The organism is Phycisphaerae bacterium (assembly GCA_019636475.1).
Lineage (GTDB): Bacteria > Planctomycetota > Phycisphaerae > UBA1845 > UTPLA1 > JADJRI01.
In genome coordinates this window covers 295,515-319,860 of the sequence record JAHBXN010000004.1, presented here as the reverse complement: position 1 = coordinate 319,860, position 24,346 = coordinate 295,515, and the positions used below count along the sequence as shown (strand labels likewise).

Annotated in this window: 23 protein-coding genes; 9 read left to right on the top strand and 14 right to left on the bottom strand. The window is 59.4% G+C overall.

Going from position 1 to position 24,346, the window contains the following annotated elements; genetic code table 11:
* The first annotated feature begins 9 nt into the window (after window positions 1-9).
* Window positions 10-855, top strand: a complete 846-nt coding sequence (locus KF841_08770) for a trypsin-like peptidase domain-containing protein (GenBank protein ID MBX3395448.1) — start codon at window positions 10-12, stop codon at window positions 853-855.
* 44 nt (window positions 856-899) lie between these two features.
* Here KF841_08770 and KF841_08765 read toward each other — a convergent pair whose 3' ends face one another.
* Complete coding sequence (locus KF841_08765) at window positions 900-1,577, bottom strand: methyltransferase domain-containing protein (GenBank protein ID MBX3395447.1); 678 nt, start codon at window positions 1,575-1,577, stop codon at window positions 900-902.
* 347 nt (window positions 1,578-1,924) lie between these two features.
* Between KF841_08765 and KF841_08760 the strand changes: the two genes are divergently transcribed.
* From KF841_08760 to KF841_08750, 3 genes are all read left to right on the top strand, one after another.
* A complete protein-coding gene (locus KF841_08760) occupies window positions 1,925-3,019 on the top strand; it encodes an alcohol dehydrogenase catalytic domain-containing protein (GenBank protein MBX3395446.1) in 1,095 nt (364 codons plus the stop codon).
* Window positions 3,020-3,087: 68 nt separating this feature from the next.
* Window positions 3,088-3,849, top strand: a complete 762-nt coding sequence (locus KF841_08755; protein ID MBX3395445.1) for a hypothetical protein — start codon at window positions 3,088-3,090, stop codon at window positions 3,847-3,849.
* Between the two features lie 371 nt (window positions 3,850-4,220).
* Window positions 4,221-6,326 carry a glycogen debranching enzyme family protein gene (locus KF841_08750; protein ID MBX3395444.1) on the top strand — a complete coding sequence of 702 codons (2,106 nt, stop codon included), beginning with the start codon at window positions 4,221-4,223 and terminating at the stop codon, window positions 6,324-6,326.
* Window positions 6,327-6,372: 46 nt separating this feature from the next.
* Here KF841_08750 and KF841_08745 read toward each other — a convergent pair whose 3' ends face one another.
* The gene (locus KF841_08745; protein MBX3395443.1) at window positions 6,373-6,696 is read right to left on the bottom strand and encodes a hypothetical protein; all 324 of its coding nucleotides are present in this window, start codon (window positions 6,694-6,696) and stop codon (window positions 6,373-6,375) included.
* Window positions 6,697-7,477: 781 nt separating this feature from the next.
* Between KF841_08745 and KF841_08740 the strand changes: the two genes are divergently transcribed.
* The gene (locus tag KF841_08740; protein ID MBX3395442.1) at window positions 7,478-7,681 is read left to right on the top strand and encodes a cold shock domain-containing protein; all 204 of its coding nucleotides are present in this window, start codon (window positions 7,478-7,480) and stop codon (window positions 7,679-7,681) included.
* A 125-nt stretch (window positions 7,682-7,806) separates the two neighbouring features.
* On the opposite strand, the gene KF841_08735 is transcribed toward KF841_08740, so the two are convergent.
* A complete protein-coding gene (locus KF841_08735) occupies window positions 7,807-10,032 on the bottom strand; it encodes a DEAD/DEAH box helicase (GenBank protein MBX3395441.1) in 2,226 nt (741 codons plus the stop codon).
* 320 nt (window positions 10,033-10,352) lie between these two features.
* Here KF841_08735 and KF841_08730 point away from each other — a divergent pair, with 320 nt between their 5' ends.
* Window positions 10,353-11,642, top strand: a complete 1,290-nt coding sequence (locus KF841_08730) for a SpoIIE family protein phosphatase (protein ID MBX3395440.1) — start codon at window positions 10,353-10,355, stop codon at window positions 11,640-11,642.
* A gap of 113 nt (window positions 11,643-11,755) precedes the next feature.
* Here the strand turns inward: KF841_08730 and KF841_08725 are convergent, their stop codons facing one another.
* Both KF841_08725 and KF841_08720 read right to left on the bottom strand, forming a co-directional pair.
* Window positions 11,756-12,715: a decaprenyl-phosphate phosphoribosyltransferase gene (locus tag KF841_08725; GenBank protein MBX3395439.1), complete on the bottom strand. Its 960-nt coding sequence runs from the start codon at window positions 12,713-12,715 to the stop codon at window positions 11,756-11,758.
* A 119-nt stretch (window positions 12,716-12,834) separates the two neighbouring features.
* Window positions 12,835-13,344, bottom strand: coding sequence for a PilZ domain-containing protein (locus KF841_08720; GenBank protein ID MBX3395438.1), 510 nt, complete (start codon window positions 13,342-13,344; stop codon window positions 12,835-12,837).
* A 220-nt stretch (window positions 13,345-13,564) separates the two neighbouring features.
* Here KF841_08720 and KF841_08715 point away from each other — a divergent pair, with 220 nt between their 5' ends.
* The 3 genes from KF841_08715 (at window position 13,565) to KF841_08705 (ending at window position 15,870) form a co-directional block, all read left to right on the top strand.
* Entirely contained in the window at window positions 13,565-14,131 is a 567-nt protein-coding gene (locus KF841_08715; protein MBX3395437.1) for a sigma-70 family RNA polymerase sigma factor, read from the top strand.
* 8 nt (window positions 14,132-14,139) lie between these two features.
* Window positions 14,140-14,685: a hypothetical protein gene (locus KF841_08710; protein MBX3395436.1), complete on the top strand. Its 546-nt coding sequence runs from the start codon at window positions 14,140-14,142 to the stop codon at window positions 14,683-14,685.
* Window positions 14,686-14,808: 123 nt separating this feature from the next.
* Entirely contained in the window at window positions 14,809-15,870 is a 1,062-nt protein-coding gene (locus KF841_08705) for a hypothetical protein (GenBank protein ID MBX3395435.1), read from the top strand.
* Window positions 15,871-16,065: 195 nt separating this feature from the next.
* Here the strand turns inward: KF841_08705 and KF841_08700 are convergent, their stop codons facing one another.
* The 9 genes from KF841_08700 to KF841_08660 all read right to left on the bottom strand — a co-directional run bounded on the left by KF841_08700 (window position 16,066) and on the right by KF841_08660 (window position 24,327).
* Window positions 16,066-16,269: a hypothetical protein gene (locus tag KF841_08700; GenBank protein ID MBX3395434.1), complete on the bottom strand. Its 204-nt coding sequence runs from the start codon at window positions 16,267-16,269 to the stop codon at window positions 16,066-16,068.
* A 99-nt stretch (window positions 16,270-16,368) separates the two neighbouring features.
* Window positions 16,369-16,524 (bottom strand): hypothetical protein, encoded by a 156-nt coding sequence (locus tag KF841_08695; protein ID MBX3395433.1) that lies wholly within the window; start codon window positions 16,522-16,524, stop codon window positions 16,369-16,371.
* Window positions 16,525-16,902: 378 nt separating this feature from the next.
* Entirely contained in the window at window positions 16,903-18,303 is a 1,401-nt protein-coding gene (locus KF841_08690; GenBank protein MBX3395432.1) for an MFS transporter, read from the bottom strand.
* A gap of 631 nt (window positions 18,304-18,934) precedes the next feature.
* Window positions 18,935-19,519 (bottom strand): BMC domain-containing protein, encoded by a 585-nt coding sequence (locus tag KF841_08685; GenBank protein ID MBX3395431.1) that lies wholly within the window; start codon window positions 19,517-19,519, stop codon window positions 18,935-18,937.
* Window positions 19,520-19,648: 129 nt separating this feature from the next.
* Complete coding sequence (locus KF841_08680; GenBank protein ID MBX3395430.1) at window positions 19,649-21,154, bottom strand: aldehyde dehydrogenase EutE; 1,506 nt, start codon at window positions 21,152-21,154, stop codon at window positions 19,649-19,651.
* Window positions 21,155-21,277: 123 nt separating this feature from the next.
* A complete protein-coding gene (locus KF841_08675) occupies window positions 21,278-21,574 on the bottom strand; it encodes a EutN/CcmL family microcompartment protein (GenBank protein ID MBX3395429.1) in 297 nt (98 codons plus the stop codon).
* 117 nt (window positions 21,575-21,691) lie between these two features.
* The gene (locus KF841_08670) at window positions 21,692-22,000 is read right to left on the bottom strand and encodes a BMC domain-containing protein (GenBank protein MBX3395428.1); all 309 of its coding nucleotides are present in this window, start codon (window positions 21,998-22,000) and stop codon (window positions 21,692-21,694) included.
* 152 nt (window positions 22,001-22,152) lie between these two features.
* Entirely contained in the window at window positions 22,153-22,773 is a 621-nt protein-coding gene (locus KF841_08665) for a hypothetical protein (protein ID MBX3395427.1), read from the bottom strand.
* 189 nt (window positions 22,774-22,962) lie between these two features.
* On the bottom strand, window positions 22,963-24,327 hold the full coding sequence (locus KF841_08660) for a PQQ-binding-like beta-propeller repeat protein (protein MBX3395426.1): 1,365 nt from the start codon (window positions 24,325-24,327) through the stop codon (window positions 22,963-22,965).
* Between the last annotated feature and the right edge of the window lie 19 nt (window positions 24,328-24,346).

Sequence of the window (24,346 nt, the reverse complement as noted above, 5' to 3'; positions counted from 1 at the left end):
GATCAGCCAATGACTTGCAAACGGATGCCACGACACCTCGCGGACCTTCGCAGCCAGCCGATAGTGTGCCTCGTTCTGATCGCGATTGCGATCGGCATGGCCGTCGCCGGGCGCATGACGATCGGCGGCGAGCAGCCCCAGGCGGATCGAAACCAGTTCGAGAAACTACTCGACCTTGCTGAACATGCGATCGTGACCGTGAAATATGTGAGCAAGACGAGCTATGGCGAGGAGACCGACGAAAGCGATGAAGAGTTCTACGCCGTGATGATCGAGCCGACGGGCCTTGTGCTCTGTTCGGCCTCTCAGATGTCGTCCGGCTGGGGCGGTCAGTCGGTCCCGAAAGACATCAAGATTCTGATCGGCGATGACACCGAAGGTGTTGAAGCAAAGGTGCTCGCAAAAGACAGCGAGTTGGACCTGCTCTGGCTGCAGATCACAAACCCCGACAAGAAGGGATACAACTGCATCAAGTTCGATCGCTCAGCCACGCCGCGTCTGGGAGACTGGATTTACTCAATCGAAAAGAAGGGCAAGTACTACGACCGGGCAGCAATCATCAGTGAAGACCGCGTCGGTGGCATTCTTAAGAAGCCGCGCGACCTCGTCGCGCCGAGCCGTGGTGTTTTCAGCGATATCGGCATGCCGGTCTTCGCGGCGAATGGCGGACTAGTCGGCATGTTTGTCATGCACTCGTCGGACTCCGGCGCACTGGACGCGGGCGAGTCCGAATGGAGCGATACGGAATACATGGTGCTTCCGACTGAATCGCTGAAAAAGGCGACGGAGCAGGCGAAAAAGCACCATGCCATGAAAGAGAATGCGACGGCCGATTCGAGCGAGGAAGACGAGTAAATCGGCGTGGGGCAAATCCGGTCGAATGAGTTGCCCAGTGCGGATCAGCCGATGTTCTCGCAGACGTAGACGCGCTGACCTGTGTAGGGAGCTCGCAATTCCCGCATCTTGCGGAGCCATGGCCGCGCTTGGAGTTCGGCCTCGAAGTGTCGTGGATTTGCATAAACAAGCGTCACTCGGCGCGGAGCCTCGTCAATCGAACGGCGGATATTATCCAGCACGTTTGAGAGGATCTGACCCACGAATGAGTTATAGATGAAAATGACGCTCACGTCATGAGGCAGCGCGAATGAGTTCGCGTCAGCCGCGATGAGTTCGATATCGTGGCATCGAAGGTGCGGCCGAGCACGACGAACATTCTCGCGGGCAACGATGTCCAGTTGCGGCGCAATTTCGATTCCCATGACGCGCTTGAACGGATAGGTTGCGGCCACGACAACAACGCGACCCATTCCTGACCCGAAATCGATGAAGACGTCCTCACCGGGACGGATCTCCAGACTGTTCATGATCCGCCGCAGCGTGCGATGTTCGGCAGGCGCGTAGGGTTTGCACTGCGCGTTGTGAATGCCCAGTTCCGGCAATTGGATGTAATCGGCGGAGCGAATTCCCAGTCTCCGCTCGTACCACTGCTCTGCGAGTCGATGTACGGCATGTTTGACCGTTCGAACGACACCGAACTCTCGTTGATAGGCGATCACTTTCCTTGACAATGCCAACATGCAACGGTCTCCCGGATGCGGCGCGCACGCAATTTCTACCGAACAGGCGGATCGATCCGGCCGCGGGGCAGACCACGCCGCATAGCTAACATCGTCGGAAACGTCCCGTTCAGATTTGCAACTCGTTCGCCAGTCCGGGGGTTCATGCAATTCTTGCCGATCGCCAATCGGGGCGTCGTCCCGATATACTTACGCAAACAGTGAAGGCACTCGTTTACAACATCACGCCAGCACGGTGGATAGCGTGCAAGCTCGTTGGCACGGTTTGGAAGTCGGCCTGGCTGTCGAAACTCGGCGGCCTGCGCAGGGTCGAGCGGCCGATACCCACGCTGCCAGGGCAGGAGTGGGTGAGACTGCGAACGCGCCTCGGGGGCGTGTGCGGGACCGATCTTGCACTCGTCGCGCTGCGCAACCACCCCAACACCATACTCCAGCAGTATGCATCATTTCCCGCGGTCCTCGGACATGAAAACGTCGCTGAGATTGTCGAGATTGGATCGGCGGTTAGCGGTTGGCACATTGGACAACGCGTGTGCGTTGACCCGGCGGTCGGCTGCCAGGGACGAGGGATCAGTCCGCCCTGCCGTGCTTGCACGAATGGCGTTCCCTCGGTCTGTGAGTCGCCCGGTGGAAACGGCTTTCCACCACGTGCATTGCTCGGCTTGAATTCGGTCACGGGCGGCAGCTGGGCGGAATATTTCGTCGCGCACGCCTCGCAACTTCATGCCACGCCCGAGGGCATTCCGGATGAAACGGCCGTTCTGGTTGATCCCATCGCATCGGCAGCGCATGCCGTGCTTCGAAGGCGGCCGCAACCGGGCGAGGACATACTGGTACATGGCTCCGGGATTATCTCGATCGGCGTGATTGCATCGATTCGCACGCTGGGTCATGACAACCGCGTGACAGCAATCGTCAGGCATCAATTTCAGGGAGAACTCGCGCGACGATATGGAGCCGACAAAGCGATCGTTCTTCCGCGGCGGACACGACGAATCGATCGATACAAGGCCGTTGCTGCCGACACGAACGGCATCCGCATGGATGGACGCATGGGGAATCAGAGTCTGATCGGCGGCTACGAATTGACATACGACTGCTCGGGCAACGCGGCGGGGCTGGTGGACGCGCTCATGTGGACGCGCGGCCGAGGTACGCTCGTTGCCGTCGGCACAACCGGCATCGCGATGCACGACTCCACGCCCATCTGGTTCGACGAACTCAGTGTGATCGGCGCAAGCGGCCGACAGATCGAACAACTCGATGGCCGGAGGATTCACACCTATGATCTGGTTTTCGAGTGGCTTCAGTCCGGGCGACTCGATCTTTCGGCGCTGCCTCAGGCGCGCTATCCGTTGTCCCGATACCGGGAAGGCCTTGCAGCACTGCTGAATCGATCGCGTCGGCCAATCATGAAGGTCGTTTTTGATCCCCGCGAATAGTGAGAAATCAACCGCGGCCGTTCGCCACTCGAACGATATGCAGACACCCGAACGACGGAATTGGCATCATGGCACATGTCGTCGAATGCCCGGTATGCAGCATGGCCGTTTCGACGGAACACGTCACAATCGATCGGACCGTCGAATGTCCCCATTGCGAGACGCGCATTCCGCTGCCATTGAACGGCGTCGCGAGAAATGTCACTGAGCCCGGCGAGTCGACCAGGAACCCCGACGCCAGCGCGATTCGATTCTACTTCCAGTGTCTCAGATGTGGCACGCCGATGGAATCCGTGAGCCAATTCTGCGGGAAACCAGGCAGATGTCCCACGTGCGGCGTGGTGTTCATCATTCCCGATGTTGATTCACGCACCGGCGCGGCCACCCATCCGCCCATCTATCCGCACGACAATCGACCGCATTCGCCGCTGCACGCCTATGCAAGTGCCGGCGGTCACGCTCCGAAGCTCATTCGCCTCGAAAACGGTGAGCACGAGATTGAATGCCCCCGTTGCCGGCGCCGCAGCCGTGTTGATGCAAACATCTGCGACACCTGCGCCACGCCATTCACGTTGGACAGCGCATCGGCGTTCGCCGGATTCCAGCCATCCCGCTCGAACAGCTGTGCGTACGCCGCCCTCCTGGTGGGTTTTGCTTCTCTCCCCACATTTCATTTGCCGATTCTCGGCGTCATCGCAATCGGCCTGGGATGGATCGCACTGCGGCGATCGGCACGCCGCGCATCACGCGCGGGACGGAGTTCCTCAATCACCGGGGTTATCTGCGGGTCAATCGCGATTCTACTTGCGGTCCTGCGTCATCTCCCGTGAGCAACTTGCGATCCGGCCAAACTCCTCCATTACGGATGTTTCAGGGATTGAATCGCGACGAGCGTGCAAGTACAACGTAAAATCGCCGGCTGAACTGGTGATCGGGTTCATGCAGCGGTCCGGCGCCGGTCGATGCAAACATGGGCGCTCGGTGCGGCCGGCTCAATTCAACTCATTGCGAGTAAATCGGATGCCGACCGAAACGCGAGTGCCTACAATCAAGATGTGTCACCGCGGCAACGCTGTCGCCGTGGTTTGACGCGCCGGATTAGTTGGAGTTCAATCTGATCATAGCGGGCGACAGCACTCCGCCCGCTATCACACAGACTGTCCGACCGCGTTCACGGAGCGGAACTTGCGGGGCGGGTGGCATGGATGCCGCGAACGGACAAGATGACAAGAAGGGTATCACTTTGAACGCGCAGAACTTCCGAATCGACTCTCGGAGATGTGGTGATATTCAAGCCGGGCGCCAACTCGAATGGATCGTCGTGAACGGCCGCGGTGGTTACGCGTCCGCCGCCGTCAATCAGATGCTGACGCGACGATATCATGGCTTGCTGGTTGCGGCCGTCGAACCGCCGGTGGGCCGCTATGTCCTCCTCGCGAAGCTGGAAGCCACGGCTGTCGTGGATGGCTTGACGTATGAACTGGGCACAAATGATTTCCCCGAAGTCGTCGCGCCCAATGGATATCGCCTGCTGGATTCGTTCTCACTTCGCCCATTTCCCACATGGCGATGGCGCGTGGGGGATTCGCTGATTGAGCAATCGCTCTGCACAGTCGAAGGCGAGGATACCACCTATGTTCGATATCGGCTGCTTCAGGGCGACACGCCCGTGACACTCACGGTTCGGCCACTCTGCACAAGCCGCCATTTTCATCATTTGAAGCGGGCAACCGATTTACGCGAACCAACAGTCCAGGCCGATGCCGGCGGATTGACCGTCAAGTGGGACGACGGATTGCCCTCCATGCGGCTGTCGCATAACGGCCAGTTTCGCCCGCGGTCCGACTGGTACTACAATTTCGAACTGGCGACCGAGCGCGACCGAGGCTACGACTTTGCCCAGGATCTATTCATGCCCGGTCCGATCACCATGACGCTGCGGCGCGGCGACGCGAACGGTATGATCTTCGCCGCATCGACCCATCACGAGAGAACCTGGCAGGCGCACGAATCCGCCTTTGCGGCCGCCGCCGAACGCGACGAAGACATTCTTGCGGCGACGCCTGAATCCGAACCGCTCGTCTCCGCACTCGCACGGGCGAGCGGCGATTTCATTGTGCGCCGCGATGACTTGTACACCGTTATCGCCGGCTATCCGTGGTTCGAGGATTGGGGTCGGGATACTTTCATTTCGCTGCCTGGGCTATGTCTTGTAACCGGTCGATTCGAACAGGCTCGCGACATCATCAGGACGTTTGCCGGATACGTTGATCAGGGGATGATTCCCAACCGGTTTCCATCCTACGGGGAGCCGCCGACCTACAACACGGTCGACGGCACGCTGTGGTACGTTCATGCGATCGGCCGATATCTGGCCTACTCCGGTGACTGGAGCTTTATCGCCAATGAGATTTATCCGGTCGTCACGCAAATCATCGAATGGCACGAAAAGGGCACGCGCCACGGCATCCATCAGACGGAGGACGGCCTGCTTTTCTCCGGTGAGGAAGGATATGCGCTAACATGGATGGATGCTCGTTTCGGGGACCGCTCCATCACTCCCCGCATCGGCAAGGCCGTGGAAATCTGTGCGCTATGGTACAACGCACTCCGCATAGCCGCTTCCTTCGCGGATCGAATGCAGGACACCGCCCGCGCAAAGCGCTGGCGCGCGACGGCCGATCTGGCGCATGCGTCGTTTAATGAGCGGTTCTGGCGACGTGATCTCTGCTGTCTGTACGATGTGGTGGACGTGAATGGACGCCAGGGCGAAACCGATGGATCCGTACGGCCGAACCAACTCATGGCCATCAGCCTGACCTATCCGGTGCTCGAAGAATCCCGTCGTCGAGCCGTTGTTGCAATGTGCGAACGCGATCTGCTGACCCCAATGGGTCTGCGAACGCTTTCACCATCCGATCCGAACTATCGCGCGCATTACCAAGGAAGCGTGGAAGCGCGTGACGAAGCCTATCATCAGGGAACCGTCTGGCCCTGGCTGCTTGGACCGTTCGTCACGGCCTATATCCGCGCCTACGAGGGCCTGGAGACCGCACGAAAAAAGGCACGTGTTTTCCTCGACGGCCTGCTATTCCACCTCGAAGAAGCCGGCATCGGCAGCATCAGCGAAGTGGCGGATGGCGATCCGCCGCATATGCCGGGAGGCTGCCCTTGGCAGGCGTGGAGCGTTGCGGAACCGCTGCGTGCGCTCTGCGAGGACATCCTCGCCACGCATCCGATGCAGCCCTCGCGCAAGGACGCAAGCTCGCCGCAGCGTGTTCCGGCCGGAACAACCGGCGTGCGCTGACCGCGAGCGGCATTAAACTGAACTGCACTGGCGCAATGCGAGCTGATCAATGGGCGCCGATCCCGACGGGCCACGGCGACGAAATCGCGATATCCGGAACGTCGCCACGAAATGGCGCTTGCGGCGCGTCGCCTTCCACCGCTGATTTCTCAAGCCGCTCGGCGCGTTCGATCAGCATCGCGTCGGCCAGCGCGTAGGCCACCCGTGCATACCATCGGGTTGTGTGCTCGTTGAACATCTCGGCATCCCGAACCCGCGTGAACCCCGCCAGCGCCTGGCCGGCAAACCAGTCCCGCAGGGCCATGCCCTTGTGAATTGGCGAATTGCAAGGATAAATAGGCCCGCCGTCGCCCGCCTGTGTCGTGGACATGACTCGCTCCGTTCGATTATTGGTGGAGTGCGTCGAATCGTCAGCCCGAACGAGGTGGATCTGTGTCCGCGGGTCTACAGACGCCTCGACATGACGCTTTCGCCGGCTTCGTCCTGCCACAGCGAGAAAACGTCGCAACCTAAAATTACAATATGGACTCCCGAAGGGCGAACAGCGTCCGGCTCATCATCCAACTCCCTGCGTGGTCACCGGCTGAAGCTCCGAGAATCCAATCACGACGGCTTAAGTGCGAGCGCTTGTTAGCAATTGCGGATGCGGACCGAATTCCAGTCCGCTACGCCGGATATTTCTTGACTGAATCGATTCCGATGCGATAAAATCGTTCAGATATCGGCCGGACCCGCCACTTCGATGAATTCGGCAAACTGAAGCACGGCAAGCACTTTAGAGGTCCGCCGTGCGCAGCCGGATCGAAGGCCGTCTCCGCGGTTGTCGGCCGTTGAATCCCTGCCTACTCTCCCTAAGCCGCTCTGATGTACCCGGCGCGCACAACGCAAATCCTTCCCCCCCCAGAGCCGATGCGTTTTGGCGCCAGGGCACAGAGCGGCCCCTTTTTGCACTCCGTTAGAAGCCGGGCATGTCGATTTTCCGTGAACCGGATTAGCCGCTCAGAGTGCGCGACTTGATTGACACCGACAAATCCAACGACGATATTTAATGATGACATTGCGCCGTCGATCGTTCGGGGTTTGTTCCTCAATCGAAGCTTTGTCGTTTCAAACAGGCTCCCGCCGCGGCGCGTGATTTTGAGGTTTGTGTCATGTCCGAAGGTACTGTGAAGTGGTTTAACGACTCCAAGGGCTTCGGCTTCATCCAGACGGATGACGGCCAGGACGTGTTCGTCCATCAGACCGAGATCAAGATGGACGGATTCAGAACGCTGGCCCAAGGCTCGCGGGTCCAGTTCGAAATTACACAGGGTCCGAAAGGCCCGAAGGCGACGAATGTCGCCCCGGTTGCCTGATACACCATCCGCACCCTTTGATCGCTGAAACAGGGCGCCGTCGAGAATAACGACGGCGCTTTTTTTATGGACCCGCGTTGTTTGGCACACGGACCGTCGTCACGGTCCTTCGAAATCAGCATGATTCACTTTAACTTGATTTCGGCGGCGGCCAGCTTGCGAATCTCCTTCAGATCAGACAGGTACTTGTCTGTGTACCGCGGATCGACCGCCTGGCATACCTTGGTTGCGGACTCGCTGACGCGCTGATAATCCGGGTCTTCGGTCATTCCGTAGAACTCCTCCGAGAGTGTAACAAGTCGAAGCAGATGGCGCAGAATCAATCCTTCCTGCTTCACCAATTCCCGATTGCGGACAAACCGGTAGAAGTCTTCATCCTCGAACACGTCGCCCGCAATGAACTTCGATTGAACGAAGACCGGCTCCGGCGCGGTCAAACGGGCTTCGAACGCCAATTTGAGCATTTCCGGGAAATTGGGCGGCCGGTTGCGGGATACACCGTCCCACCACGGATCATCCTCCGGATACCGAACGTCATCATCACCGCCGTCGCCCTCCGCCGACGGCATCTTCGTAAGCACGACGCCCATCGAAATCATCAGCGGAACCATGACGTCGCGTTCCAGCGGCCCCGCCTCGCGATCGGGAATTCGAACCTTCCGCAGAATGACCGGCGGCACTTCCAGCACGGAGTCAAGCGCGAGCAGCTTTTCCGCGTAATCGGCCCGATTCAGTTGCTCTACAAGGTACATCCCGTACAAGGGATCAACGCCTCTAAAATTTAGCAGCCGATAGATGCTTTCATGCAGAGTCACGTGGTCGCCATCGGCCGAGCGCGTGAGATAGCCCAGCGCTGCCAGATTGCCAACCATGAAATCAAGTTGCTCCTGATAGGAGGCGATTCGTCCGGGTTCGTTGAATCGCTTCGACACGAAGGCCCGCGTCTCATGCAGGGTGCCGGTCTTCGTCAGCAGAAAGATGAGCACCGAATAAGGAATCATCGACCGGCTGTATAGTTTCGCCGGGCCGGCCTCGATCAGGGTCTTGAGTTGACCTTGGGACCAGTACTGTTCGGTCTTGCGGCGAGTCGGGCGTTTGCGTTCCAGTTCCTTCCGCGCCTTCATGATGCCGAGATCCTTCGACCGCGGATCCAACTGATCGTACTTCAACTTCCATTTGAAAATTTTGACGTCATCCTCATGCGGCAATGCGAACACGAAGCCCCGGGAGTCGAACTGCGGCCGTCCGGCTCGCCCGAATATCTGGTGGGCCGACGCCGAAGGAATGAGTTTGCGTTCGCCAGGCTTCCCCTTGAGCAGCGTGCTCAGGACAACCGATCGCGCGGGCAGATTGATGCCCGCCGCCAGCGTTTCGGTGCATATGACAAACGGCACAAGCTTCTGCTGAAACAGGTCCTCAACGATCTCCTTGTGTTTGGGCAGGACGCCCGCGTGGTGAACACCGACGCCGCGAATCAACATCTGTCGCAGCTTCGGACCGACGCCCTCCTTGAAATCTTCTATTCGTTCGTCGAGCTGTGTTTCAATCGCCTTTCGTGTTTCGGCGCCGATTACCGACAGACCCTTGAGCTTTTCGGCTGTTTCCCAGCATTCGTCGCGATTGAAGCAGAACACCAGCGCAGGCGAGCGATTCTGCTCGTCTTCGGGCGAGACCATCGCCGCGAGTTGCTCCGTCAGCAGCTTGTCCTCGATCCATACAAACTCAAGCGGGACGCGGCGTTCATTCGATACAACGACCCGAATCGCGCGACCATGCGACGTTCGCAACCATGCGGCAAATTCTGTCGGATTGCCGACTGTCGCGGACAGGAGCAGCACGCGGACATGTGCCGGCAGGAGCACAAGGGACAACTCCCATACGATGCCGCGCTCCATGTCATTGAAGGAGTGGAACTCGTCCATCACCACGGCGTCCACATACGTCATGTCCGCCAGGGCGGGATCCGTGGAGAGTAGATGATTCAGCAGTATTTCCGCGACCACAACGCGCACCAGCGCGTCCGGATTCACGCGACGATTGCCGGTGATCAGTCCGACATCGTCACGGCTGAATCCCCAGTTCTCAGCGAGGAGCTGCAATTCTCGGAATTTCTGGTCGGTCAGTGCGATGAGCGGCGTCGTGTAGTACAGCCGACGGCGTGTATGCAATGCCTCGAAGACGGCAGCCTCGGCAATCAGTGTTTTTCCCATGCCGGTCGGCGCGCAGACCATCACCCCGCCCGCTTCCTGAAACCACGCGAGCAGCGCCTCTTCCTGATAGGCGTACAAATCGAACGAAAGAGAATCGAGAAACCGGCTGCAGACTTCGTCGCGCGTCATGGGAACTAGCATAACCTCCACCGCCGAACATCAAAATCGCGGGACCGGTACACCGAATCGCGATGCCGGCGAGACATCAAAACGGTGAACGATCAGCAGAGGTCCGGGTTGCGACCGGACGCTGCGCCGCTCCGCGTTCGAGATCCGTGTCGCCGGTTCGCAACCCATTCGAGCTCGGCCATGATCGGTTGCCGTGTCCCAGGTTCGTTCGACGTTTCGAGCCTCATTGATGCGGTTGTCGCAATCATCCGGCTGTTCGGTTAGGATTGGGTGGGGATGCGGGTTGTTCACCGTGATCCCGGCGGCGACGCGAGTGGTCGGGCAAGACGTCTATGAGCGCCACACACAACCACGACACGGCAGCGGGCCCGCACGCCCTCTGCGAGAAACAGATCCATGACCTCCAGGCCGTGCTGGAAGTCACGCGCGACATCATCGGCATTGGTGAACTCGTGCCGCTTCTTCGTCGCATCGAGACTGCCGCGCTGCGCGTGCTTGAATGTGAACGGGCCACCATCTTTCTTCTGGACCGCGAGCGCGGAGAACTGGTCAGTCGGGTATCGACCGGCGTGGACGAGATTCGATTCAGCGTGGAACAAGGCATTGCAGGCGAAGTTGCCAGAACCGGCGAAATCATCAACGTGCCGGACGCCTATGCCGATCCCCGATTCAACCCGGAGATCGACCGCAAAACAGGCTTCAAGACGCGCAACATGGTCACTTTTCCTCTCGTCGGGTTTGATCGGACGATCGTCGGCGTGCTACAGGTGCTCAACAAGCGAGACGGGCATTTCGACCCCTGGGATCACGACCTGGTTGAGACTTTCGGGGCGCAAGTTGGCGTCGCTGTTCAACGGCAAATTCTGCTGGAGCATTTCGCGCAGAAACAGCGGCTCGAGTCGGACCTGAACATTGCCCGCGACATTCAGCGGGAATTGATCCCCAAATCGGCTCCAGACCTTGACGAGTTCGATATCGCCGGCTGGAACAAGCCCGCAGATCAGACGGGCGGCGACTGCTTCGATTACTTCATGCTGCCAGACGGCTCGCTCGCGATGACCATCGCCGACGCAACCGGCCACGGCATCGGACCGGCACTGATGATCGCTGAATGCCGCGCTCTCTTCCGCGCGACGGCGTCGATGTCAACGCAACTGGACCAGATCATCGGGCGAATCAATGATCTGCTGTGCGACGACTTGCCCGACGACCGCTTCGTCACCGCTTTTTTCGGCATTCTTACACCTCAGCGAAAGCGGCTCAGCTACCTCAGCGCAGGCCACGGACCGATTATTCATTACCACCGCGCCACCGGCTGCATCGAAGAATTGCCCGCCAATGGCGTTCCGCTCGGAATCATGCGTGAAGTGGACTGGCCCGAGCCGGCGACCTTTGAAATGGACTCCGGCGATATTGTCCTGCTGATCACTGACGGCTACTTTGAATGGAAGAACGCTTCCGGCGAGCAATTCGGCACGGAGCGCATCCTGCAAATCGTGCGCAAGCTTCACGAACGCCCCGCCGCCGAGATCATTGCGGCACTGAACGCGGCCGTTCTCGATTTCGCCGACGGCGTACCGCAGGCCGACGACCTCACCACACTGATCGTCAAGAAGAATTAGCGGGACCGCTGTGTCGTCTCATTCCGTCGAATCGATTCCGTAAACTGTGCCCAAGGGATGTTGTCTTTGGCGAAATTGCAGTCCAGATCAACGGATTCGGCAAAAAAAGACGCTCACGGACCCTGAATCGGAGGGCTCGCCGGCATGCCCGGATAGCGCAGCTCAGGCAAAAACCGCTCAATGCCCTTTCCATGGAAGAGCACGAGACTCACCGTGATTGCCACCCACAGCACCGCCGTCACCAGGAAAGGCCGATCCTGCACGAGAATTTCGCTCGGTCCGGTCTTTTCGCCTTGAATAATGACCATGGCATATCGAAATACCGCGTAAAAGACGAGCGGCGTTGTGAAAACCATCGACCGCGGCGCCGGTGTATTCGGATCGAGCGTGTAGAGCAGGAATGTGATGACTGCCATCGCGCCGGTCACCGCGAGCAGGTTCGTCAGCAGTTCAACATTATAATGGGCCAGCGTCGCGCGGTGTTTGACCGCGCTACCATCGCCATGCAATATCGCAAGTTCGCAACGCCGCTTGCCGAAACCCAGAAACAAACAGAGTGTGAATGTGCACACGACAAGCCATGCGGAAACCGGCACTTGAATGGCCTGAGCCCCGGCCAACGCTCGCATGACAAAACCGATTGCAATGAGAATGACATCCAACAGCGGCTGCTGCTTTCCCCAGAGTGAATAAAGCAGGTTGAGCAGCAGGAAGCCGATCGCAGTCAATGCAAATCCCGGCGGAAGGTAGAGCGACCCCACGACGCCGATGAGCGCGAGCAGGACGGATTCAAATCCGGCAAAAGCGGGCGACAGCGCGCCGCTGGCCACCGGCCGCATCCGCTTGGTCGGATGGTGAGCGTCCTCACGATAATCGAGCAGGTCGTTCAACGCATAAACAGATCCGGAGAGCATGCAGAAGATTCCGAATGCGGCAACAGACTTCAGCACTTCGTCGATGGCTTCGGGCTGATCGAATCTTACACCGAACACCAGCGCCGCAAACACGAAGACATTCTTGACCCACTGCGCCGGGCGAGTGAGTCGAATCGCGGCTACCAGCTTTGTGACCAACTATTGTGCCTCCGTTGCGAAATTCGGCGCATTCTCGCGGAATGTGGGAAGGCGTCAAACCGCCCGGAAGTTGTTGGCTGTCATTCGGTGGGGCTTTTCGAGACCACGTTTGCCTCAAATCAGCGCGATGCGTCCGTGTCACGCAACGAGCGGGCTCGAATACCGGGTGCAATGTCCTGTCCATCACGCCGTTTCGCGGGACGAAGTTCATCTAATTTCAAGGTGCGTGCCAGGCGAATGCCGACGCGATAGCGGCCGCCGTCCAGATCGCGGCAATGCCGCACGCTGCCGCTGACATGAACGGGCTGACGACTGACCGTCCGATAGGCGATCGTGCAAGCCGTCCCGATCGCCAGCCTGCGGTCGAACTCCAGGGCCAGCCCGCTCTTCGAAAAATCAAAGACCGGACACTCGACATATTCAGCCCGCCCCATCGGGTCCGACGCCGAAAAACAGACGAAGATGCGTTCGCACTCATGACGACTATCGCGACGGCGTGTCGTCAGGCCGCTGGCATGGCCTGTACCGAAATTCGTGGCGGATCCGGCTGCGTCGTGGCGGACCGTGTCGTGTCGAATTTCCGCCCCGCTGGGTTCCCCGTCCCAGAGTGGAATGGGTTCGTCAGACATGTGCCCCCCTTTTCTTTCGCCGCGCGGCATTACCCGGTGACTCCAGCCGGATGCCCATCTCCCGGGGGCGCTATCGGTCGATGCCCGTACCGGCTTTCTTTTGCTTCAGCGAACCGGACGCATGCACAGCTCACGACAGGCCCGGATAACGAATTCGATCGCGACCGAAAAAAAGTTGGTTGTAGAATCAAACAGTTCGCGCTGCTGTGACAGTTAGTAATTGACAAGCAAAAACGATGGTCCGGTGGTCCGCGAGATGACCTATGCCCTGAAGCCTGCGTCTGACGCGCCGAACCGGCCCGACCCGGTTGTTGGACTGTCATCATCCGCCGCGATGGAAGAACTTCGTCGCAGGCTGGTTCGATTTGCGTTTCGCATGTTGTGGAATCGCGATGATGCCGAGGAAGTGACGCAGGATGCCTGTTTGATCGCACTTCAGCGAGGCATCACCCTCTCGGATGCGAACTTCGGTCCGTGGATGTTCAGAACCGTGGCGAATCTAAGCCTGAATCGTCGGCGAAGCAGAAAGGCCGATCCGCTGGATGAATCGATGTATGCCGCCAGCGGAAGCAACCCCGCCACGCTGGCATCGGACGCCGAGCGGTTGGAAAGGCTTCGCAAGGCGGTCGAATCGCTGCCGGACCAGCAGAGACTGGCGGTTGTTCTGAAGACGCAGGAGATGATGGACTACGCCGATATCGCAAGAGTCATGGAAATAACCGAATCGGCAGTGCGCGGGCATGTGTATCAGGCTCGCCGAAAATTGGCTGAGTTGCTTTCAGATTGAGGAATTCGATGGCGCGTATCGAGCTTGAAAACGCGAAAGGCGATTGCGGCGAAGTTCGTGCCGGTCTCGACGACTGGCTCGACGGCGCGCTGGATGAGGCTGCGCTCGGGAAGATCGACATGCACTGTGCGAATTGCCCGGCGTGCCGCGATTGGTTCGAGCGGCACCACCGAATCGCCGGCGACCTTGAATTGCTCGGGTCTGTCGCAGACCGGATTCTGCAAAAAGCGCCCGCCGCAGCCCCACCGCGAAAAACAACACCGATTGCCTGGCGAATCGCCGCGCTCGTCGCGATGGCTGTCGGTGCGGTCTTCGCCGCTCGGGCGATCTGGAAGGCGCCTATGTCGCAACCAACGGCGATCGGACCGATTGAAACCCCCGCAAGCCATCCGGTGAACTTGGCCAGTTCCGCCGGCCCGGCCTCTCGCAGAGGCGTAAGTATTGACCCCGGCGAAGGACGGTTCGCGGTCTCGATTCCGTCGAATGACCCGACCATTCGAATCGTCTGGCTCTACGACGACCGGAACGCTCGATTGAAAATTCACGAACCTTGAACGCTCGGCCCCGGTGCTGACGCTGCGTCACGAGCCGGCCGTTTCGTTATGTGAAGACTCTGGCCATACCCGCGGCGAATTCGCCGCGCGATGGCATGCCAAAAAGAAAGGAACCGATCAACCATGTTCACCACGCTTCTATTCTCACTCACGTTCATCGGCGTCGCTCCGTCCGATTCGACACAGCCCACAACCACGAGAACGAATCCACCCGTTCAACTCGCCTTACAGGATCCGCCGGTTGAAGGTCATTCGCCGGGACGCCGGCGCATGGAATCGTCGCCCCCTCCGCCTCAGGAGCCGAGCGGCCGTGTCCGTGCTGCGGCAAGCGATCTCGGTTCTCCCTTGACGGTCGCACCGGAGTTGCGAGTCATCCAGCTTGAGAATGCAAATGCCGCATTCATCACCCGGATCATTTGCCGTGCCTTTCAGGACGAAATCGTGTTTGCAGACTCGACACGAAACGCCGTGATTTACATCGGACCGCCGGGCCTGGCCGGGAAGGTCGTCGAGATGGTCAAGCAGCTCGACTCATCGGGGAATTTGCCGTTGAATCAGGATAGTGTCGTCATGCTGCCCATCCGCAACCGCCCGCCGCACGAGATTGCCGACCAGCTTTCGTCGGCGTTGGCGCGACGTCAGATTCGTATCTCTCCGGATGCGCGTGCCTCGGCAATCGTCCTTTCAGGCGATCAATCGGACATCGACGCCGCAAAGCGAATTGCCACGGAGCTTGATGTCGCTCCCCCATTTGTGCATCTGGAGTTTGCGTTTTTCGCGGCTCGCGCCGCAAGCCCGGACGCGAAGAAAGAGCCACAGCTCGCCACGCCTGAAGATCTCAAGAACGTCGAGAAAGAGATTGCAAGATTCGGACGCACCGAATACCTCGGGCGGTTGTCCACATCCGCACTTCAAGATCGAAAATGGAAAGTAAGCGGCGGACTGTCGGGGACTGTCGAAGTCATGAATTTCGGCGAGGTCATTTCGGCTCCCGCGGAAGGGCCGATCAAGATCGAATTCGGCATGCGCATCAACCAGCCGTCCACCGCATCTCAGAACTCGCCGCCGTTTGAACTCTCCACGTCCGTGGCAGTCCAACCGAATGACTATCTCGTGCTTGGAAGTGCCCCGGCCGGCGCGAACCCCGGGGACTCGATCATCCTCGTCATGAGGGCATATCGATGAAATCGATGCGTCATCGATAGCCGCGGTATTGAATGTAATCCAATCGCCAAGAGGCTGCCGCGAATGCCGTCCACTAAAGCGAAAGCGGGCGGAGCCGAGATTCGGTTCCGCCCGCTCGAATACTGAGAAATCCCCGACTGGGATCAGGCGAGGCTCGATGCCAGGAATACGTTACCGGAGTACAAGGCCTGTCGACTAGAGCGTATTGACCAGATCGAGCGCCAATGCACCGAGCAATGAACGAATCGGGATGAGCGCCAGATCCGTCCAGAGGACGCCGCCAAACGTCGCGATCGCCAGGGCTTCAATGCAGCCCGTGGTCAATGGGAGCAGCGCCAGTGCAGCCAGCGACAACACCTTGATCTTGTTCCCGGATAGCAGATGCTTTGTGCCAGACATAAGTTGGATCCCCGTACTTGATGGTCTAAGTCGCGATAGACGCCTCCGGATCGTCCCTGCCGTGATTGGCTGAGCGCCCGACGCGAGAATCGACGATGGTCAGAATCCCACGACGTTGAAATTGATTCCCAGCAGGCCCAATCCTGCACTTACCAGATCGGCTATCACATTCAGAATTTGCAAGAAAAAACCGGTCGGGAAAAAAGTGAAGAAGATCTCAAACGCGTCCCGCAAAATTCCACCGTCAGCACCCATGATTCTTCCCTCGTTTGTTATCGCCTGCGCTCAGGGCGAGAGCTGGCGCGGCGCAACTCAACTCTGAATCGTACCGAATCGGCACAAACCTGTTCGGAATTTGAAGCACTGCCCCCGCCGGTCCGCCTAAACGATCAAATGACCGGCCGCATTCGTTCCAGCGGAATCCGATGGCGCATGCATCCCGCATCCAGACTTCGTCAATTCTATGTCTGAGCATTCGTAGGTTCAATGGACAACGATCCGGCGAACGACTTTCAATATGCGGTGCGTCCCAATATCACCGCGATTCTCATATTACCGGTCGAAAAACGACCGGCTGACAAACTCGACCCGGAATATTGTAGTCAGATAAATCGACGAAAAGCCGCCAGCGCGTCACTCCTCACTGCCATCCTTGCTGGACGACAGCAACGACAATTGCGACTGGGTCAGGCGATCCCGCGACTGGGGATCATCCAGACTCGACAGAATCGGCCGGTCAATGGAACCGCCGGAGGGCCGCACCGTCAGAATCTGCGGCGCGACATCGAGCATGACACCTGGTTCGACGCAAACGCGCCGAAGCAGCGGAATAATGGCAGCCCGGGCAATCGACGAAATGGCAAAAAGCCACATGTACGCGGAATAGCTCGCATCCAACGATCGAAGCAATGCTCCGCCGAGCAGCGAGCCCGTCACAATCGCCGTCGAGTTGACGAGATTGAATGTGGTCAGAACGCTTGTGCGCTCGTCATTGGGAATGGTCTCAAACAGAAGCAGAAACGTCGCAAACTCGTACGTTGCCCAGCAGACACCGGCAAGAACCTGCGTCGACATCAGATAAACGGGCGAATCAGAGACAACCCACATGACAGCCAGCGGAATCAGACCAATCCCGCCAAACCACAAAAGCTTGATCGCACCGTAGCGCCGGGCAAATCGTCCGAGAAAAATCAGCGAGAGCGAGCGGGCGAAGTAAGACACTGCCAGCATTCCAACGTACATGCCATACGTGAAGTGCAGCTTCTCAAGCATGAAGGGTGTGAAGTACGGCGCCGCCAGTTGCGTGGCAATCTGCACCGATGCCATGTAAACCAGGAGCGCGCCGCGTCGGCTCCGAAATCGGTTGATCATCTCTCCGAGCCTGACACGCCGCTCGATGAAATCCTCGGATGCAGGCTCGACCTGCTTGTACAGGTAATACGACGAGATCAGTCGAGACAGGCACGCCACCGCAAATACGATGGTGAAACCCAGCAGCGGCACGCCGACGGATTTCGTGTTGTGCAGAATCACGCCGCCGACGATCAGGCCCAACATGACGAAGAACTGCGCGAACCGCGTTCGACGCGAGAAGAAGTGGGTTCGAATGCGCGGCGGAACCAGGTGACTCATCCACGTGTTCCACGCCGGCGCCGCCGCCAATGCGCCAGCCCAATAGAGCGTCGCGGTGATCAGCACGCACCATCCCGGAATCCACCCCTGCCACGCCCCCACACAAAGCGGTACGAATGCAAGCGCCTGCGTCGACGCGCAGAGGATCACCCATCGTCGGCGCGACCCGGTATGCTTCAGGACAATCGGCGAGATCATCTGAAGAATGGAGCCGGTCAGCATCGGCACGGTCGCCATCAGGCCGGCAACCACTTCGCCCAGTCCGACGGCCAGAACGAACGCAGGTAAATACGTCTCGCCGAGACCGACCATCACGCTGAAGGCAGATGCGTCGATCACGCTGGATCGAAGGCTGGATCGAATTGGATCAACAGGCTGCTCGGCCTGTCCACCTCGCTTCATTCGATAACTCTCAGATACGTCCCCAACGAAAAACCGACCAGTGTAACCGGATCAGCGGATATCGCGATGCCTGGGATTGAACGCACAATACCGCCAGAATCCGCTCGATCCACCCACGACGATAAGGAAATTCGAAACAGCGGTGCTGTGCTGATCCGGGCGAACGTCCGCCCTTCGCCGCAGGCATTGTGAGCTTTCCTGGCTGAGCATGCGGAGCGGCATTGCGGGCTGATTACTTCACGATGAACATCCGAAATTGAACGCAGTCGATTCCGGCGGCGCCCAGCAAATCTCGGGACGGAAGTGTGCCGTCGCGGTGCCCCCTGCGATTGGTGATTTTGAATGCCTACCGGAGCACGAGCACCGCGGAAGCGGTTGGCTTTCGCTATCTAAATGTGCAGGAATGTGCAGGCCGGACTCGTTCCTGAGAAACCGAGTGGGTCCGAAGTGTTTTTCCAGCGCAGGGCGCGGTACAGAAAAGGATCCGCCCCTGCCGTCGCGTGCGCGGAGTTGGAACTGACCGGTCGCGACCGGAACAGTACGCATTCATTTTGACTATCGAAGACGGTGCATGGCGCAGAGGTTGCGGGAATCCGGACTCGGCAAGCGCGCGCCGCATCGTGCAGCCCGGCTACCAGCCTTCGCCGAACCGCGTTCGGCCTTTCAGGGCCGAACGAACATCGGCATCAAATCGCGGGATAATCGAGACGCACGCCGGTTGCGGTCGATCGGAAATCGCGGCACAGCCAATTTCTACCGCCGCCTGCACATCCGCCAGCAAACCGCTGAAGTGTGCCAAACCTTTGCCACCGAGGCCGTCGCCGAGCCGAATCTCGATCAGCGACACGACTGCCCCCTTCATCGCCGCATCGGCAGCCTGAATTACAGCGGCGAGAGTCGGCGTCTCGATCACACCCACTGCGTCGTCGCCCCATTCTCCGAGGCGGCCGGACACCGCATCACGCACTGCTTCGTGTGCGTCGGGAAGCAGTACCGAATCAAGGATCGCGGCCTCGCCGATTCGCCGCCCCTCCACGAAGGACTCTGTCACGCTTGCCACATCGCCGCCGAAGAGGATCGCGAATTTTCCCGGTTGCACGGTGCCGACGCCGATCATCCTGACCGGCGCCTTCTTCGCCAGTGCATCCGCCGCACGAACGCCGATGGCGACACTGGAAAACTCGAGCATTGCAATCGCGGAAAAGGAGTCAGGCATGTTCTGGATACAGCATCAGATCAGGAACGGACGTCTCGACCGTCTTTGGATGACGCGACACGAACGTTCAGTGGGCGTTGACAGTCTCTCGGGTTTTGCAAGCCGAGCTACACACTCCAAGTCGCGGCGTCAGATAATTCGAAAATGGTCCACAAGCACGCAGCGCCGCTCGCGCGAGAACGATCTCGGATCGGTCAGACCTTCACCCGTCGGACTCGCAATCGAAAACGAGGTGTACCCCTCGCCACCCTCGCCGAGACCGCAATAGATCGGCCCATTTTTCACGAAAATACTGCAGTTGATTTGCCGAGCCATGCGCGACAGCCGTCCCAGGTGCATCGAATGCATCGACGCCGAATGCCCGAAGCCATGCTCCGCGGCAACAGCAAGATCGATGCCCTCCTCCGCGCTCCGGACCCGCGCGACCGGCAAAACCGGCATGAGTTGTTCCGTCCAGATCAGGGGATGCTCCACCGGCACATCCATCACGGCCAATCTGACACTGTCAGGCACGCGCAAGCCGATCTCCGCGAGTATCGCGCCGGCGTTCTTGCCGATCCACTTTCGATTAATAACGCCGGGCTTGCGCGGCCCGCGTGTCTCTTCGAAAATCACTCGCTCAATCGCTCGGATCTGCGGTGGCGTCAGGATGACAGCCCCGCTGGCGCCCATCGATTTCAGAAACCGGTCCGCCACCGATTCGACGACGAAAACCTCCTTCTCATCCGTGCAGATCACATTATTGTCAAACGAAGCGCCGCATACGACATCCCGCCCTGCCTTGTCCACGTCCGCCGTCTCGTCCACCACGACGGGCGGATTCCCGGGACCCGCGCAGATCGCCCGCTTTCCGCTGGCCATCGCCGCCTTGACCACGCCGGGCCCGCCTGTGACGACGAGGAGGCGAACACCCTTGTGTCGCATCAGTTCCTGAGCGCTTTGGATCGTCGGCTCGGACATCGCGGTCACGACATTCGGCGGACCGCCGGCGCGAATAATGGCTTCGTTGATCAGCCCCACGTTCCGACATGACACATTCTTGGCATTGGGATGCACATTGAATACGATCGAATTGCCCGCGGATACCATGCCGATCGTATTGCAGATGATCGTCGATGTCGGATTCGTCGTCGGAGTGATCGCCGCGATGACGCCGAACGGCGCCCGCTCCATCAATGTCAGGCCGTGGTCACCACTGACGGCACGAGGCTCAAGCACTTCGGGCCCCGGAGTCTTCCGCGTAACAAGCCGATTCTTGACGATCTTGTCTTCGGCGCGGCCGAGTCCCGTTTCCGCCTGCGCATCGCGCGCCAGGGATTCGGCATGCGACATCATCGATTCGCGGATCGACGCAACGATTGCCTTGCGCTGCTCCAGCCCCAACTGGCTGAATGCCTCAAAAGCCCGTCTCGCGGCCGCAACGCATTCGTCAATCGTGCAGAACACGCCAGGCGGCAGTTCTCCGCCGCGAGCGAGAGCCTCGGACGCGGAGGGCGACAGCCGCGGCGATGCATCCGGCGAGGCGGCCGATCGGCCCGGTGTCGCCGAATGCGATGGCGTCGCGCCACTGGCGGAGGCGCCGCCAAGCTTTTCGGCGACGCTCCGTGCGATGAGCTCGATCTGGGCATCGCTCAGGTTCGACAAATCTGAAACTCCGATTACGCGCGACGCAAATCGCGATCCGGCATCAACCGATGCACAGCCGCGGGACAGACCGCACCGTCAGTCTCGACTGTGCGATCCCCCCGAACCCGCTACTTAATCCTCGCTCTTGAGGTACTTCGTTTCTCCGTGGATCTCCCACTGATCAACGATCGCCATTACGACCGCATCGACCGGACGCTTGTCGGTGGCAACTGTCTGACGCGCGCTGGATCCCGAAGCGAAAAGTACGACCTCGCCCACGCCGGCACCGACCGCGTCAGCCGCCACGACCGTCCGGTTCGTCTCCTTCCCTTCAGGATCCAGCGGACTGAGCAGCAGAAATTTCAGCCCGGAAAGGCTCTCTTCCTTTCGCGAGGCGACGACCGTTCCAATGACACGAGCAAGTAACATGTGATTGACACTTCGCGATTAACGATTGGCAGCGGGCGATTGGCGAAACCGCCGTCGGATCCGCCAGGCAAATCCGAGGGCAATATCAACAGTACGCGAACGCGCGCTTCCTGAAGACTACTTGGCGCCGGACTTCTTGCCTGATTCCGCGCCACGGCCCAGCGGCAAGACGGAATCCACGTTGGTATGCGGCCGAGCGATCACATGCACCGACACGATCTCGCCGACACGCGCCGCGGCAATCTGCCCGGCGTCACACGCCGCTTTCACCGCGGCCACATCCCCGCGAACCACGGCCGTGACATAGCCGCCGCCGATTTTCTCAAAGCTGACCAACTCAACCTTCGCGGCCTTGACCATCGCATCCGCCGCTTCGACCATCGCGGCGAACCCGCGCGTCTCGATCATGCCCAGTGCATCTGCCATTTCGATTTATCTCCTTGGTCCGATCCGCGCCGCGATCCGCTCGCCGCGATATCGATGTTTCGCCGATTCAATGCTCATGAAACTGCGCCCGGCCCCGCATGCCGAACGGCCTCTTGTTCAAGGCATCCGGTGCGCCGCACGCAATGAAATCCTTACTTCTCAACCCGCCCCGTCACGGCTTCAATTGCTGCTTCCGCCGCCCGAAATGCCACGTCGATGTCACGCTCCTCACCGCCAAGGTACACCCGGCCGAAGCTGCCGAACGCTCGAACCTCCAGCACGTTGATATTCGCCGCTTTCTCGGCCTCGTTGGCGGCCAGAGCGGCGTAGGCCGCCGGTTCCAGCTCCATGATGTACAACGTCTGCCCAGCCAGCAGCATGTTCCCGTGCCTCATTCGATTTATCAGCTGAGTCTGGTACGTGTCGACATGCCGAATCACCTGGCTCGAAGACAGTTTGGGCTTGCGCCGATCGTCCTCCTTCAGTTCCAATGCCTGAAGGATCGCGCGGCCGGCGTCGCGAATGTCCGCCTGCGAATCCGAGTGAATCTCCAGACACCCATAGAGCCGCTCGACGATCTGCATCCCCGGTGTGACATGCGTGTTCTTCAGCGCGATATCCGTCACCCTATTGATCTCAATGCCCGGTGAAATCTCCACGAAGAGCGACGCCTGTCCCGGATTCGGCAGGAATCCCTGTGCGACAGTCGCCAGGAAGGATGCAAATTGCGGCTGCAAATTGTCCAGAAACACGAACGAGCGGAGATCGACCATGACAAAACCTTTACGGATGAAGCGATACGCGGGTCATTCCACAGGCGGAAAATAGAGCCCCTGTCGAACGTTGTCAAACGGCCTCGGCGCGCAACAACCATACACAGCCGATTGCCGGCTCGCCGGATTGCCGCCATGCTCGAAAACGGGTTTGGCTCGCGGTAGAGCGATACCGCAAGAAGAAGTCGCTCACTTCTCTCCGATGCAGTACAGCGATTTTGCCGTGCGGAGATACAACCGTTTGCCCGAAACGGCGAATGAAGACAGGGTGTAGCCGCCGTCCAGACGGTTGACACCGAGCCGCTTGAACTCCGGGCCGGTCGCCAGAATCGTCGTCACGCCGTCCTCGTTTGTAATGTATACGCGCCCGTCAGCAACCAGCGGTGATGCGCTGTAAGGTCCTGATTCGATCCGCTCCGGCCCCCAAACTTCGCGACCGGTGGCCGCTTCAAGACACGTCGCGAACCCGTTGTCATGGATGAGGTACAGATACCTGCCGTCGGTTGCAGCGGAGGGTACATCCGGACCTTTGCGCCCGAGATAGGTCCATGCTGTTTGTGCCGAAGTGATGTCACCCTTGTCGCCGACCCGTACCGCCACGATCGGCCGTTCGCGACTGGTTGCCACAACCAGGTCACCAACCACCGTCGGCGAGCCGCAGATGCGGTAATTTTTCTGTTTCTCCGGATTCAGTCCCCCGACCCGCCAAACCTCGGTGCCGTCCTTCACATCATGAGCCGTGACATAGTCCGCTCCGGACACGACGATGAACTCGCGGTCACCCACGTTCAACCGGGTTGGCGTGGTGTATGCGTCCGGACACTCCGCAACCGCATCGGTCTTGCGCTCCACTTTCCATTTGGTCTTGCCGGTCAACCGATCGATCGCCATCAAGTAGGAGGGATTGTCATTCGTCGCCCCGTTGAGCACCTGCACCACCAGGGCGTCTTTATAGAGCAGAGGCGATGAGGCATAGCCCCAGTACAGCCCGAAGTCTCCATACTCTTTCTGCAGGTCGCGGGACCAGATCCGCTGACCCTCGAAGTCGTACGCGGCAACCAGGCCCGTGCCGGTCATCACCCACACATGCCGTCCATCGGTCACCGGCGACGGCGATGCCATGTTGTGCTTCGCGTAGAAACGATTGCCATCGCACAGTGTTCGTCGCCAACGTTCGGTCCCGTCTTTCTTGTTAATGCAGATCAGAAGGACATCCTTGCCGCCCGGCTCGCTGATTTTCACCGGCATTGATCGAAGCCGCCGGCCGATCTCGCCGTCCGCAGCAGCGGATGCCTCGGAAGGCGATGTCACGAATATGGCATCTCCCGCAATCACCGGCGACGAGCCGGCCCAGGCCGGCATCGGCGACTTCCATACGATGTTCTCGCCCTCGCTCCACGTCAGCGGCAAGCCCGTGGAATTGCTCTGGCCACGAAGCAGCGGCCCCCGCCACTGCGGCCAATCATCGTCGGCCCGCGTCCAGCCGATTCCAGCCAGAAGCACGATCGCGCCGGCGGACGCGGCCTGCAATTTCCTGTTTCCGATTCGTATCATTCAGACAGGCTCCGTGGTT